Source organism: Salininema proteolyticum (assembly GCF_042685645.1).
In the GTDB taxonomy this organism is placed as follows: domain Bacteria; phylum Actinomycetota; class Actinomycetes; order Mycobacteriales; family Micromonosporaceae; genus Salininema; species Salininema proteolyticum.
In genome coordinates this window covers 1,463,168-1,476,077 of record NZ_JBHUNX010000001.1, presented here as the reverse complement: position 1 = coordinate 1,476,077, position 12,910 = coordinate 1,463,168, and the positions used below count along the sequence as shown (strand labels likewise).

Sequence of the window (12,910 nt, the reverse complement as noted above, 5' to 3'; positions counted from 1 at the left end):
GCTAGAGGTGGATGGGACGTCCGGCCTCCGGACGGTTCGGCTATGCGGCGACGGTCTCCCGCTCGGGGGCCTGGTCGTCGGTCTCGCCGCCCTGCAGTGTGCGGTTGGGCAGGAAGACGGCGAGGACGATCGCGACGACCAGGACCGGTGCGAGCGCTCCGAAGACGGGCAGGAGCGCGTCGGAGTAGGCGTCGATGACGGGCGCCTTGAGCTGCTCGGGCAGTTGCTGGACCAGGTCGGGTGTTATCGACTCGGTGTTTCCGCCGTTGAGTCCCCCTCCGAGCTCGGCCAGCCGGTCGGTGAGGCGGTTGGCGAACAGGGCTCCGACGACGGCCACGCCGACGGTGGCGCCGATTTCGCGGAAGAAGTTGTTGGCGCTGGTGGCGGTGCCGACTTCGCTCTGCGGGAAGGCGTTCTGGACGGCGAGCACGAGGTTCTGCATGATCAGGCCCATGCCGACGCCGAGGAGGCCGAGGTAGGAGCAGAGGACGACGACGGAGGAGTCCACCGTCAGGTTCGACATCAGGTAGACGGCCACCGGGATGACGGCGGTGCCGGCGATGATGAAGCCCTTGTAGGTTCCGGTCTTGGAGACCACGGCGCCGGACCCGATGGCGGTGAGCATCATGCCCGCCACCATGGGCAGCAGGAGCAGTCCCGACTCGGTGGCGCTGTATCCGTAGACCATCTGCAGGTAGGTGGGCATGTAGGCGACGACGGCGAACATGCCGGCGCCCATGACGACCATTCCTATGAGGGTGGCGACGCCGAACACGGGGTTGCGGAGCATGCGCAGCGGGATCAGCGGGTCGGTCGCGCGGCTCTCGACGATGACGAAGAGGACGCCGGCGGCTATGGTGGCCGCTCCCAGCCAGAGGATGGTCGGGCTGGTCCAGGCGTACTCGGTGCCGCCCCAGGTGCACACGAGGACGAGGCAGGTGACGGCGACGGCCATGAGTCCGGTGCCGAGGTAGTCGAAGGCGACCTTCGCCTTCGGCTTGGGCAGCCGGATGGCGTAGGCGCTGATGAGCAGGGCGGCGATGCCGAGGGGCAGGTTGATCCAGAAGGCCCAGCGCCAGGTCGTGTGGTCGGTGATCCATCCTCCGAGGAGCGGTCCGGCGACGGCGGCGAGGCCGAAGACGGCGCCCATCGGGCCCATGAACTTGGCCCGCTGGCGCACCGGGACGAGGTCGGCGATGATCGCCTGGGCGGTGATCATGAGTCCGCCGCCGCCGAGTCCTTGGAGGGCGCGGAAGGCGATCAGCTGGTTCATGTCCTGCGAGAATCCGGCCAGGGCGGAGCCCAGGACGAAGACGACCAGTGAGAAGAGGAAGAGGGTGCGGCGGCCGAGGAGGTCGCCCAGTTTCCCGTACACGGGCATGGCTATGGTCACCGCGAGGATGTAGGCCGTGGTCACCCAGGCCATCTGGCTGAGCCCGTCCAGCTCGCCGACGATGGTGGGCAGGGCGGTGGAGACGATGGTCTGGTCGAGCGCGCCGAGCAGCATGGAGACCATGAGCGCGGCGTAGATCCATCCGAAGTGGGAGGGCAGCTTCGACTGCGTGGGTGTTGTCATCGGTCGGCTCCGTCTGTTCTGGTTTCTAGGGCCCTGGCCGCGGTGGCGCAGTGCGGGTAGGACGATGGTGTCGATGAACTCGCCGAGGTGGGCGAGTTCGGCTTCGGTGCCGGTCCTCATGTGGTGGGCGATGGCGGTCAAGAGGCGGGACTGTCCGGCCGCCTCTTTAACGAAACGAAACGTTTTCGTTTTGGAACGCTAGCGCGTGAAACCGGCGCCCATCCAGGGCCGGTTCATGGGTTCCTCGCCACAGGAGCGGCGACCGCAGGGGCGGAGAATGACCGGGGTGCGGGCATGCGAATGTACGGACGGTCCCGTCCGTTAAGGGCTTGGAGGGGCGTTCAGTCGCCCTTGACCGACTCCCAGATGCGCTCGGGCAGGACCGCCCGGGCGTCGTCTATGCCGACTTCGGGGAGCCCCAGCAGCCAGGCGCGGAGGAACTCGTTGACCGGGCCGTTGACGAGGGCTTCGAACATCCGCACCGGCATGGGGCGCAGGGCTCCCGACTCGAAGTGCGGGACCAGCCAGGCGACGAGCTCGGCGAACATCTCCTCGACCTCCGTCCAGGTCTCGGCCGTCCGGTCGGCGAGCGCCATGTGCGGGATGACGAGCATGAAATGGGCCATGTCCCGGTTCCGCTCGCACCAGTCGATGATGGTGAGGACGAACGCCTGGATGCCGCCCTTGGCGGTCGTCTGCGGCAGGATGGCCTCGGTCAGTTCGGCGTTCAGGTCGCGGCTGCCGCGCAGGTACAGGGCGGCGTTGAGGCCGTCGAACCCTCCGAAGTGGTGGTAGAGGCTGCCGACGCTGACGCCGCTGTGCTCCAGGACGGCGGAGAGCGTGTAGTCGCGAGGGCCCTTCTGCGAGTAAACGGTCAGCGCGGAGTCCAGGAGCTTCTCCACGGTCTGTCGGCCGCGCTCCCTCTTCACCGGCATGCGGTCTCCTCACTTCCGTCCCGTGTGGCGCCTTGCTCGCTGCCAGGTTACGCCACTGTGCCGGGCACCTCCCGATACGCCCTCGGGATGTGAGGGTCAGGCCGCCTCCCAGACCAGTTCGGAGTAGTGGGTGCTGAGCGCCGCGCGGGCCTCTTCGAGTCCGGGGTCGACGGCGCCCACGAGCGTGTAGGGGTCGAAGTAGCCGATCCGGGTGCCGTTGGTGCGGGAGGAGAGGTGGACGGTCACGGGCGCGGCGAGCCGGGTCTCGGGGCTCGCGGCGAGGTCTTCGGCGTGCTCGTCGGGGTATCCGACGGTGAGCGTGGCGTGCTCGCCGTCGCGGGAGAGGATGTCGAGCGGGACCTCCCGTTTCTCGGCGGCCTTCTCCAGCTCCTCGACGAGGTCGGCGAGGGGCAGGTCGGAGTCGTGGGCGGTGTAGGTGGCGGGAACGGGTTCTCCGGTCTCGGCGTCGGGATAGGTCTCGGCGAGGGCGTCGCGAGCGGGTGCCCACAGCGACTCGACGTGGTCGGCGGCCTCCGGCTCCACGGCCTCGGCGAGGCCGACGGGGTCGAAGTAGGCGGCGGTGGCGCGTCCGTCGTCCTCCCGCAGGGCTACGCGGAAGGGCGCGACGAGGTTGAGTCCGGGCCGGTCGGCGAAGAGGTCGGGGTCCGTCTCGGACGGTGTGATCGCAAGGAGCGTGAGTTCGCCGCTCTCCGCGGCGGTGACGGTGTATCCGGCGTCCTCGAGCGCGTCGGCCGGGTCGGCGCCGGTGTCGTCGGAGGAGAGGGTCGCGAGGGAGACGGTGGGGTCGGGGAAGCCCTCGTCGGGCCCGAAGGGGCGCGCGTCGTCCGGGAGGGGCATGTCCGGATCCTCGTTCCCCCCTCCGGATCCGGTGCATCCGGCCAGTGCGGCGACGAGGGCTCCGGCGAGGACGGCCCGGGCTTTTCTCATGGCGTGCTCCTCACGTCATTTGATGGCGCCGGCGGTGAGGCCGGCCTGTATCTGGCGCTGGAAGAAGATGTAGGCGAGGAAGATCGGTACGGAGGCCAGGACGGTCCCGGCGAACAGCGCCCCGGGGTCGCCCTCGTAGCCTTGGCGCAGCGCCAGGTTGGCGAGGCCCTGGGAGATGACGGCGTCGTCGGGGTTGCGGTTCAACAGGACCAGCGGCAGCAGGAACTGGTTCCACTGCCCGATGATATTGAAGATGGTTATGGCGACCAGACCCGGGCGGGCCATGGGGAGCATGACCTGGAAGAAGAGCCGGTAGTGGCCGGCTCCGTCGATCATGGCCGCCTCGGCGACCCCGGTGGGAAGGGTGCGGAAGAAGGCGGTCAGGAAGAAGACCGTGAACGGCAGCGAGTAGGCGATGTAGACGAGCGTGAGCCCGGTGTAGGTGTTGAGGAGGGCCACGTTGTCGAGGGTCTTGAACAGCGGGAAGAGCGCGAGGAAGACGGGGAACATCATGCCGCCGGCGAACAGGAAGTACAGCAGGCGGCTGCCGGGGAAGCTGTATCGGGCGATGACGTAGGCGGCCATGGCGCCCAGGAGCATGGTGCCGGTGACGGAGAAGGCCATGATCTGGACGGTGTTGAGGAAGTAGTGGCCGATGTTGCCGTTGGTCCAGGCGTTGAGGTAGTTGACCCACTGGGGGGCGTCGGGCAGGCCCAGGGGGTCGGCGGCTATCTCGCGGCTGGTCTTGAGGGAGCCGATGACGACCCAGACGACGGGGATGATGACGAGGGCGGCCCAGGCCCACAGGAGCCCTTGGGAGAAGAGGCCCGAGGCCCGGCCCTTGGCGGGGCGCTCCGGCTCGGGGCGGCCGGTCGCGGTGTCGAGGTCGGCGGCGGGGCGTTCGGTGTCCGCGGTCATTTGCTGCTCCTTAGAGTTCGATGCTGTCCTTGCGCCCGAAGCGCAGCGCGATCACGGCGATGGAGAGGGAGACGAAGAAGAGGACCACGCCGAGCGCCGAGGCCAGCGCCTGTTCCCCCTGCGGGAAGGCGAGTTTCCAGATCGCCCCGCCGACGACCTCGCTGTGTCCGTCGGGTCCGCCCTTCTCGGGCGTCATGACGTAGACGAGGACGAAGGCGTCGAGGGCCACGATGGACAGGTAGATCCAGGCGGTCTGGACCGACTCGAACAGCAGGGGCAGGGTGACGCGGAAGAAGGTCTGGACCCGCCCGGCCCCGTCGAGGATGGCCGCCTCGTAGATGTCGCGCGGGATGGCCGCCATGGCCGAGGAGAAGTACACGAGGTAGAAGCCGACCGAGCTCCACACCAGGACGGAGATGACGGCGATGAGCACGAACTCCTTGGTGGCGAGGAATCCGTTGGCCGGGGCGGGCAGGCCGACGGTCTCCAGGGCCCTGGACAGGAGGCCGCCGAAGTTGGGCGGGGCGTACACCTGCCGCCAGATGATGGCGATGATGGCGACGGAGAGGACCTGCGGGAAGAAGAAGACGATCTTGTGGAAGCGGGCGCCGGGAACGCCCTCGACCCGGCCGCGCGTGACCTTGCCGCCCACGTTGAGCATGAAGGCGAAGAACAGTCCCAGCGCGATGGTCACCGCGGGCAGGACGACGAGGATGACGGCGGTGTGCCGGATCGCGGGCATGACGAGCCGGTCGTCGTCGAACAGCTCGGCGAAGTTGGCGAGTCCGATGTAGTCGAACGAGTTGGTCGATCCGCTCCAGTCGGTCAGGGAGATCTGGAAGGCCTGCGCGAAGGGCAGGACGACCAGCCACGCGTAGAGGCCGAGGGGCAGGGCCAGAAAGGACAGGATGAACGGATACGTGCGGTGCTTCAACGCTTCTCCCTGGGTCGGGGGTTCCCGCGGGCGCGAGGCCCGCGGGAGGGCCGGTCACTCGTCGTGGCTGAACTTCTCGATGGAGTCGTCGGCGGCGGTCTCGTCGGCGACCTTCTGCATCCGGTCGATGAACTTGTCGGGCTTGATCTCACCGCTCATGAGGGCCCCGAGAGAGGGTCGGACCTCTTCGTTCATGTCGGTGTACCAGAAGCGGAACTTGGGCTGGAAGAGGTTCTCGGGATCGGCGACCATCGCGTCGACCAGGCGGGCGGCCTCGTTGTCGACCTCGACGCCTTTCAGCGCGGTGGCGGCCTGGACGGTGTCGCCGAAGATCTGGGCGCCCTTGGCGGAGAGCATGATCCGCAGGAACTCGAATCCGCCGGGCTTGTTGGCGGCCCTCTCGGGCACCACGAACGGCTCCTCGCCGCCGGCGCTGACGAGGCCGGGCTGGGCGCTGCCGTCCAGGTAGGGCACCCCGAAGGGGACGTACTCGAAGTCCTCGGGGGCGATGCCCCGCTGCTCGTTGGGCAGCCAGGACCCGCAGGGCAGGAAGGCGGCCTCGTCGTCGTTGAACGCCGTCTGCGACTGGACGTGGTCGATGCCGGGAGTGCCCTCGAGGATGTACCCCTTCTCGTAGAGCCCGTACATGGCCTCCGCGGCGGCCTGGACGGAGTCCTGGCGCCACGCGTCGGGTGCCAGGTCGTCGATGCCCTTGACGACGTCCACGCCGCCGTGGCGCCCGGCGAGCATGAGGAACATGTCGTAGAGGTACACCGGGTGCTGCCCCGCGTAGGTCCACGGCGCGATGCCCTCGGCCTTGATGTCCTTGCAGAGGTCGAGCATCTCCTCCCAGGACTCGGGGGTGGGCCAGCCCTTCTCGGTGAAGAGCCTGCCGTTGTGCCAGATCGTCCAGGCGCTGAAGATGTAGTTCAGCTGGTAGACCTTCCCGTTGAAGGTGCCCGACCGGATGATGCCCTCGCGCAGCGTGTCCCGCACCGGCACGTCGGGGTCGTCGAAGGAGGGCGCGTCGAGCAGAGGGGTGAGCTCGGCGAGCTCGCCGTCGGCGATGAGCTTGTCGAAGGGGATCTGCTGGGCGCCGGAGTTGTCGATGACGTCGGCCGGGCTGCCCTCGGCGAAGCGCGGCTGCTGGGTCTCGGCGATCTGCTGGGTCGCCAGGAACTCCATCTCGGCATCGGGGTATTTCTCCTTGTAGAGCTCCTGGTGCTTCTTGGCGTACTCGTTGCCGAAGCCGCCGTCGAAGATGACGACGTCCAGCGGGGCCGAGGGGTCGACGCCGAAGGGGTTCTCCGCGTCGCCGGAGTTCGTGACGTCTTCGGTGTCGTCGTCTCCGCCGCTGGTGGCGCAGGCGGCCAGCGGCAGGGCGGCCAGTCCCCCGGCGGTGGCCTGGAGGAGGCGGCGGCGCGGCAGGTCGGCGGTGGAGGTCTTGCGTTTCATGGTTGCTCCTGGGCTGTGGTCGTTCGGGCGGCGGGCCGGTGCTCGCGGACTGCCTCGGCGCGCGATTCGAAGGCGTCGACGGTCTCGGGGAAGCGCCGCTGCGCCACCGCGATGTAGACCAGGTCGGCCACCAGCAGTTGCGAATAGCGCGCGGCCAGCAGGTCCGCCCGGTGGTTGGTGCTGTGCGAGGCGGAGGTCAGCACGTGGTCGGCGGCCTCCGCGATGGGCGAGTGCGGGTAGGAGGTGATGGCAACGGTGGCGGCTCCGGCGCGGCCGGCCTGGCGCAGCATCTCGACGGTCTCGGCGGTGGTGCCCGAGTGGGAGACGGCGAAGGCTATGTCGCCCGGTCCCAGCAGGGCGGCCGACGCCAGCCCGTCGTGGACTTCGGTCCACAGCCAGGCGGCGAGCCCGGTGCGGTAGAAGCCGGTGTGCAGTTCCCTCGCCACGCAGGCGCTGGCCCCGATGCCGTAGACATCGATGCGGCTGGCCCCTATGGCGGCCTCCACGGCCCTGTCGACCGCCTCCAGGTCGAGGCTGTCGGAGGTCTCGCGCAGCAGGGCCGTGTCGAGCGCGGCGAGCTGTTTGACGACCTTGTCGAGGCCGTCGTCCGGAGCGATGGCGGAGCCTATACCGGACTCCCAGCCGGTCTCGGCCGAGGCCCGGCCGATCTCGGTGGCGATGGCGAGGCGCAGGGCCGCGTAGCCGGGGTAGCCCGCTTGGCGGCAGAACCGGGTCACCGTCCCCGGGGAGGTGCCGGAGGCCTCGGCGAGGTCGGTGATGGTGGACTGGGCCGCCCGGGCGGGATCGGCGAGGATGTACTGCGCGACGCGGGCCACCGCGTCGGTCAGTCCGTCGGCGATTCCCCGGACGTCGGACAGGACGCTCATGTGGAAGAAATTACTATCGATATCTACATAAATCTAGATTCATGAGAATATTTTTTATCTCAAAGTGATAACGATCGATGAATGACGTGGCCACGGCGGCCGGTCCGTGCGAGACTGATCGCAGACGACCGGAAGGAGACGACGTGCACGTCGTGGGAGTGGACGCCGGAGGCACCAAGACCAGGGCCGTCCTGGCCGACCGGAACGGCGCGGTGCTCGACGAGTCCGTGCGCGGCCCGGGCAACCCCTCCGGCGGCAAGGAGAACCGCGCCGTGGAGGCCATCGCCGGAGCCGTCCTCGACGTCCTCGGCACCGTCGGGGAGGCCGACGGGATCTGCGTGGGAACCGCCGGTATCGCCTCCCTCGCCCCCGTCTCGCACCGGATGTTCACCGCCCTGCTCGCCGACCGCACGGGCACCGACCGCGTCCTCGCCGTGCCCGACCCCGTCATAGCCTTCGCCGCCGGGACCCGCGCCGAGAACGGCTCGGTGCTCATCGCCGGAACGGGGGCCGTGGCCATGCGCGTCGCCGCCCGCCGGACCATCGCCTCGCGCGCCGACGGATACGGCTGGCAGCTGGGCGACGAGGGCGGCGGACAGTGGATCGGGAGGGAGGCCGTGCGCCGCGTGCTCGAGCACCTCGACGGCCATCGCCGCGGCGGCCCGCTCACCGAACGGGTCCTGGCCGACATGGGCTTCGCCGAAGCGCCGAGCTCGGGAGAGGTCGTGGCGCTGTGCATGTCGCACGCGCCCACGTGGCCGGCGAGATTCGCGCGGATCGTCGTCGAGGAGGCCGCCGACCCCGCCTCCGAGGAGATCCTCGAGGCCGCGGCGGAGAGGCTCGTCGCCACCGCCCGCAAGGTCACCGCCCCCGACGAGCCGCTGGTCCTGGCCGGCAGCCTGCTGTCGGAGAAGACGCCGCTGGCCGAAGCGGTCCACGACCTCCTGGAGGCCGACCTCCCCGGAACCCGGGTCCTCACCGCCTCCGCCCCCGTCGACGGCGCGGTGGCACTGGCGCTGGAGGAGTTCGGAAGCGCATGACGCCGGGCGGCGGAGCCGACCCGGACCATCAAGTGCGCCCACCTCGCGCAGTCCCGCGACCGACTAGGAGCCGAGCAGGCGGGACAGGTGCCCGCCGGCCTCCTCCAAGCGAGCGTCGGCCTGCTCCGGCCCGAGGCCGAACATGAGCATGACGACCGCCGTCTTGACGCGGTCGCCGGACTTCTCCAGAGCCGCCTCGGCCTCGTCCTCCGGCACACCGCAGATGTCGGAGACCATGTTGACCGCGCGCGCGGCCAGCTTGCTGTTGAGGACCCGCATGTCCACCATGTACGTGCCGTACGTGCGCCCCAGCCTCACCATGGCGGCCGTCGAGATCATATTGAGCACGAGCTTCTGCGCGGTGGCGGACTTCAGCCGCGTCGAACCCGCGATCACCTCGGGCCCCACCGGCACCTCGATCGCCCGCTCGGCGGCCTCGGACACCGGCGTCGCGACATTGCAGGAGAGTCCCACGGTGGCGGCCCCGCGCTCGCACGCGGCCCGGAGCGCGGCGACGACGAAGGGCGTCCGGCCGCTCGCCGAGACTCCCACGACCGCGTCCCCCGCACCGATCCCCCTGGCCTCCACGGCCTCCCGCGCCGCGTCGGTGTCGTCCTCGGCGCCTTCCAGAGCGCCGGTCATGGCGCGCTCGCCCCCGGCCAGGACGGCTTGGACCGTCTCGGGCGGGGTAGAGAACGTCGGAGGGCACTCGGCCGCGTCCATGACGGCCATGCGTCCCGCCGACCCGGCTCCAAAATAGAACAGGCGGCCCCCGGCCTCCAGCCGGGCCGCGATGGCCTCGATCGCGGCCGCCACGTCCGGAAGAGCCTCGCCGACGGCCGCGGGGACGGTGGCGTCGGCACGGTTCATCTCCTCGACCAGCTCCAGGGTCGACAGGCGGTCGAGTCCGCCGTAGCGGTCGTCGGCCTGCTCGGTGGACAGGCGGCGCAGGCCCTCGGACCCGCCGGAACCGACAGTGCGATCGTTCACGAGTTGCCCTTCTTCCCGGCGCAGCGCCGAGTATCTGAAAAACTTCTTCAATTTAGCATTCTAAAATGAAAATTATCATCGCTGTCGGAACTCTAGCGACTCGCATCGCGGCCTGTCAAGACATGGGAGGTCGGGCGTCCTATGAGCACACCCGACCTCCTCTCGATTCAGTTGTCCCTCAACGCCCGCACCCTGTCCCGGGCGCGACGCCGAGCCGTCGGACGTCCGGGCGGAGCTCCCGCGGCCCTGGGGGACACCGCTTTCGGCCCCCGGCTCACCGGGGCCGCCCCTGAGCCGGGTCGCGTCGGGTGTTCTGGAAGGACGAGAGCAGCCACCGGTCGTCGCGCCGCACCGCGGTGAAGGTCACGATCGACTCCCGGTCGGGCGGGAGGCCCGCCCCGGCGTCGATCTCCACGCCCCCGGTCACCACGGCGAGCGCCACGTCCGGGGAGAGCATCCTGACGTCCGTCTCCCCTTCGTCGGCCATCTTCGAGCCCTTCAGGGGTCCTTCGAAGAGGTACCGGTGCGAGTCCTCGATCTCCCGGCGGCCCCGGAATCGCCGCCCGAAGAAGGTGATGTAGTCGGCATCCTCGGTGAACGCCGCCGCGTAGGCCTCCGCGTCGCCGCTGTTCCAGGCTCGCGCGATCCCCTCCAGAACCGCTTCCACCCTCTCCCGGTCCCGCTCGGACCCTTCCCGTTCGTGTCGCATGTCGCGTCTCCTTTCTTTCGGAGCGCCGTGGACGAGCGGGGCGGCTATCGTCATGATCGAGCGAATCACGCAGGCCGCCCGCGCCCGCGGCGCCGGTCTCTGATCGTGGGGCGGGGCGGGCGTTGCAGCGCCCGCCCCGCCCGTCACCCGGTGAGCGGAGGCAGCTCCGCGCTCCAGGCCACGTTTCCCTTGCCCATCTGCTCCACCAGTTCTTCGACCCAGTCGAGCTCGGCGGTGTCGCGGGCCCTCTCGTACTCGACTTCGAGCATCGTCAGCCGGGGGAGGCCGGCCTCTTTCATCGCCGCGAGGGCTTCGTCGGCCTCGGCCACCCTCCGCCGCAGTTCGTCGACGCGGATCCGGAGGGCGTCACCGACCTCTTCGCGGGGCAGCGCGCCCGCCAGCGACAGCGCGGCCACCATGGGCGTGGAGTCGCGCCCCACGGTTCCCAGAATCCGTTTGAGACGTTGCGCCAGTTCGCTTCGGCCCTTGTCGGTGAGCCCGTAGACGGTGCGCTCGGGCCGCCCGCCGTCACGGACGGTTTCGACCGGCGCGATGAGGCCGTCTCCGTCGAGCTTGCGGACCGCGTGGTAGAGGCTGCGGGGCAGCCCGGCCACGTAGTCCTTGTGCGTGGCGGTGATGAAGCGCTGCATGTCGTAGGCGTGTCTCGGCCCTTGGGTCAGGAGTGCCAGCACGGTGAGCGCCACCAGGTCCGGTCCCGATCGGCGTCCCGCCATGAGCCCTCCTCAGTGATAGTGCAGATTGCTGTATTGCATAATGCACTATACCCCATCGGGCGGTGCCCCGCAAGAGGACGGGGTTTCCGGAACCGGTCGCGGGACCACAAGGCGTACGAGGCGAGCACCGTCAGGGAGAAGAACGCCGTCCAGAGGACATGCGAGACCGCCGACCCGGAGACGACGTGGGAGACCGCGGCTCCGGAGAAGTTGAAGAACGCTCCCGCATAGGCCCATTCCACGATGCGGCGGGGTAGAGGCGCGACCAGGGCGGCGGCCCCGACGACCTTCCAGAACCCGATGATGAGCAGGAAGTAAGCCGGGTACCCGAGGGCCTCCATGCCGGCGAGGGTGTCGGGCCGGCGCAGCAGGTCGGCGACACCGCCCGCGAGCAGCACGGTACCGAGGACGGCGGTGGAGCCCCAGTAAGCGACGGTCGCCGGCCTCGATCGGGCGAGCGGATCCGCGACCGAGTAGGCGCGGGCCTCCGGACGCAGGTACCACGACAGCGCGGTAATGGCCGCGAAACCCAGCGGACCGAAGCCCGCTGCCGCGTCCCCCGCCAGCAGATGGGACGCGAAGGCGCCGGTGTAGACGAGCATGACGCCCGCGTACGCCCACTCCTTGAGACGCGGCAGGCCGGGGAGCAGCAAAACCACGGCCCCGGGGATCTTCCACACCCCCAGCAGGATCGCAACGTAATACGGGTAGCCGAGCTCGACTTCCAGCACCTCGCGCACGTAGTCGGTGCGCAGGACGTCCCAGACGCCTCCGACGGCCGACTCCAGGGCGATGACGAGGGTGGTGCCCCAGTACAGAATTCGACGCGGTCTCATAGGAACCTCTCTCACGGTCACGTTCTCCGCCGTCCGGCGGTCATATATATGACCCGCGGATACAGAGGAGTGTGACAATGGAGGACTTGGTTCGCCGGTTCGAGGCGCAGCGCCCTCGGCTGCAGGCGTTGGCCTGCCGGATCCTGCGCTCGGACAGCGATGCCGAGGACGTGGTCCAGGACGCCTGGCTGCGCCTCGCCTCGCATGCCGAGGACCGTTTCGACAACCTCGAGGGATGGCTGACCACCGTGACGACCCGCCTCTGCCTCACCAGGTTGGAACGGCGCCGCGCCAGGCCGGAGGTTCCCCTCGGCACGGCCGCCGACGGGGAGACGGCTGTGCCGGATCCGGTGGGCGAGGCGGTCTTGGGCGAGACGGTCGCAGGAGCCATGTCGATCGTGCTGGAGGCGCTGAGGCCGGCGGAGCGGGTGGCGTTCGTGCTGCACGACATGTTCGCCATCCCCTTCGGAGACATCGCGCGGACCTTGGACCGCAGCGAGCAGGCGACGAGGCAGCTGGCCAGCCGCGCCCGCCGGCGGGTTCGCGACGAGGTGCACCCCGATACCGACCTGCGCCGGGAGCGGAGGGTGGTAGAGGCGTTCCTGTCCGCAGCGCGCGACGGCCGAATGCGCGACCTGCTGGGAATGCTGGACCCCGACGCGTTGATGCGCGCCGATGAGGCGGCCGTCGCGGCCGGCGCCGCCCCGGAGTCCCGGGGGGCGGACGATATCGCGGCCCTGTTCTCGGGGAGGGCCCGGGCGGCGTTCTGCGCCGTCGTGGGCGACCGGATCGGGATCGCCTGGCTTCGGCGCGGCGAGGTCGGGGCGGTGATCGAGGTCCGTTTCGCCGGGGGTCTGATCCGCGATCTCTCCGTTGTGGCGCACCCCGGTCGGCTGCGGCGGTTGCGGGTGTCTCTGCCTGTGGGTTCGTAGTGCCCACCGACCGGGA

13 protein-coding genes are annotated in these 12,910 nt (G+C 69.6%); 2 read left to right on the top strand and 11 right to left on the bottom strand.

Translation table 11 applies throughout. From position 1 onward, the window contains the following. Positions 1–40: 40 nt before the first annotated feature. The 7 genes from ACFTE1_RS06930 to ACFTE1_RS06900 form a co-directional block, all read right to left on the bottom strand. Positions 41–1,576: an MDR family MFS transporter gene (locus ACFTE1_RS06930; protein WP_380625678.1), complete on the bottom strand. Its 1,536-nt coding sequence runs from the start codon at positions 1,574–1,576 to the stop codon at positions 41–43. Between the two features lie 341 nt (positions 1,577–1,917). Then, positions 1,918–2,511 (bottom strand): TetR/AcrR family transcriptional regulator, encoded by a 594-nt coding sequence (locus ACFTE1_RS06925; protein ID WP_380625676.1) that lies wholly within the window; start codon positions 2,509–2,511, stop codon positions 1,918–1,920. Positions 2,512–2,607: 96 nt separating this feature from the next. Beyond that, on the bottom strand, positions 2,608–3,459 hold the full coding sequence (locus ACFTE1_RS06920; RefSeq protein ID WP_380625674.1) for a hypothetical protein: 852 nt from the start codon (positions 3,457–3,459) through the stop codon (positions 2,608–2,610). Between the two features lie 15 nt (positions 3,460–3,474). Next, positions 3,475–4,377 (bottom strand): carbohydrate ABC transporter permease, encoded by a 903-nt coding sequence (locus ACFTE1_RS06915; protein ID WP_380625672.1) that lies wholly within the window; start codon positions 4,375–4,377, stop codon positions 3,475–3,477. A gap of 10 nt (positions 4,378–4,387) precedes the next feature. After that, a complete protein-coding gene (locus ACFTE1_RS06910) occupies positions 4,388–5,311 on the bottom strand; it encodes a carbohydrate ABC transporter permease (RefSeq protein ID WP_380625668.1) in 924 nt (307 codons plus the stop codon). A gap of 54 nt (positions 5,312–5,365) precedes the next feature. Next, entirely contained in the window at positions 5,366–6,766 is a 1,401-nt protein-coding gene (gene ngcE, locus ACFTE1_RS06905) for an N-acetylglucosamine/diacetylchitobiose ABC transporter substrate-binding protein (RefSeq protein WP_380625666.1), read from the bottom strand. After that, positions 6,763–7,653 (bottom strand): MurR/RpiR family transcriptional regulator, encoded by an 891-nt coding sequence (locus ACFTE1_RS06900; protein ID WP_380625664.1) that lies wholly within the window; start codon positions 7,651–7,653, stop codon positions 6,763–6,765. The genes ngcE and ACFTE1_RS06900 overlap by 4 nt, the downstream gene beginning before the upstream one ends. A 143-nt stretch (positions 7,654–7,796) precedes the next feature. On the opposite strand from ACFTE1_RS06900, the gene ACFTE1_RS06895 reads away from it, so the two are divergent. Next, the gene (locus ACFTE1_RS06895) at positions 7,797–8,693 is read left to right on the top strand and encodes an N-acetylglucosamine kinase (protein WP_380625662.1); all 897 of its coding nucleotides are present in this window, start codon (positions 7,797–7,799) and stop codon (positions 8,691–8,693) included. 63 nt (positions 8,694–8,756) lie between these two features. Here the strand turns inward: ACFTE1_RS06895 and murQ are convergent, their stop codons facing one another. The 4 genes from murQ to ACFTE1_RS06875 all read right to left on the bottom strand — a co-directional run bounded on the left by murQ (position 8,757) and on the right by ACFTE1_RS06875 (position 11,962). Further along, positions 8,757–9,683 (bottom strand): N-acetylmuramic acid 6-phosphate etherase, encoded by a 927-nt coding sequence (gene murQ / locus ACFTE1_RS06890; protein ID WP_380625660.1) that lies wholly within the window; start codon positions 9,681–9,683, stop codon positions 8,757–8,759. Positions 9,684–9,957: 274 nt separating this feature from the next. Then, positions 9,958–10,392 carry an SgcJ/EcaC family oxidoreductase gene (locus ACFTE1_RS06885; RefSeq protein ID WP_380625658.1) on the bottom strand — a complete coding sequence of 145 codons (435 nt, stop codon included), beginning with the start codon at positions 10,390–10,392 and terminating at the stop codon, positions 9,958–9,960. A 143-nt stretch (positions 10,393–10,535) separates the two neighbouring features. Further along, positions 10,536–11,126 carry a PadR family transcriptional regulator gene (locus tag ACFTE1_RS06880; RefSeq protein ID WP_380625655.1) on the bottom strand — a complete coding sequence of 197 codons (591 nt, stop codon included), beginning with the start codon at positions 11,124–11,126 and terminating at the stop codon, positions 10,536–10,538. Then, positions 11,069–11,962 carry a DoxX family protein gene (locus tag ACFTE1_RS06875; RefSeq protein ID WP_380625653.1) on the bottom strand — a complete coding sequence of 298 codons (894 nt, stop codon included), beginning with the start codon at positions 11,960–11,962 and terminating at the stop codon, positions 11,069–11,071. Before ACFTE1_RS06875 ends, ACFTE1_RS06880 begins: the two co-directional genes overlap by 58 nt. Positions 11,963–12,039: 77 nt before the next feature. On the opposite strand from ACFTE1_RS06875, the gene ACFTE1_RS06870 reads away from it, so the two are divergent. Further along, positions 12,040–12,894 (top strand): sigma-70 family RNA polymerase sigma factor, encoded by an 855-nt coding sequence (locus tag ACFTE1_RS06870; protein ID WP_380625651.1) that lies wholly within the window; start codon positions 12,040–12,042, stop codon positions 12,892–12,894. The last annotated feature ends 16 nt before the right edge of the window (positions 12,895–12,910 follow it).

Coding starts and splice junctions, on each gene's coding strand:
- ngcE (WP_380625666.1), bottom strand. CDS start 6,766: ATGAAACGCAAGACCTCCACCGCCGACCTGCCGCGCCGCCGCCTCCTC.
- ACFTE1_RS06885 (WP_380625658.1), bottom strand. CDS start 10,392: ATGCGACACGAACGGGAAGGGTCCGAGCGGGACCGGGAGAGGGTGGAA.
- ACFTE1_RS06880 (WP_380625655.1), bottom strand. CDS start 11,126: ATGGCGGGACGCCGATCGGGACCGGACCTGGTGGCGCTCACCGTGCTG.
- ACFTE1_RS06925 (WP_380625676.1), bottom strand. CDS start 2,511: ATGCCGGTGAAGAGGGAGCGCGGCCGACAGACCGTGGAGAAGCTCCTG.
- ACFTE1_RS06870 (WP_380625651.1), top strand. CDS start 12,040: ATGGAGGACTTGGTTCGCCGGTTCGAGGCGCAGCGCCCTCGGCTGCAG.
- ACFTE1_RS06920 (WP_380625674.1), bottom strand. CDS start 3,459: ATGAGAAAAGCCCGGGCCGTCCTCGCCGGAGCCCTCGTCGCCGCACTG.
- ACFTE1_RS06900 (WP_380625664.1), bottom strand. CDS start 7,653: ATGAGCGTCCTGTCCGACGTCCGGGGAATCGCCGACGGACTGACCGAC.
- ACFTE1_RS06930 (WP_380625678.1), bottom strand. CDS start 1,576: ATGACAACACCCACGCAGTCGAAGCTGCCCTCCCACTTCGGATGGATC.
- ACFTE1_RS06875 (WP_380625653.1), bottom strand. CDS start 11,962: ATGAGACCGCGTCGAATTCTGTACTGGGGCACCACCCTCGTCATCGCC.
- ACFTE1_RS06915 (WP_380625672.1), bottom strand. CDS start 4,377: ATGACCGCGGACACCGAACGCCCCGCCGCCGACCTCGACACCGCGACC.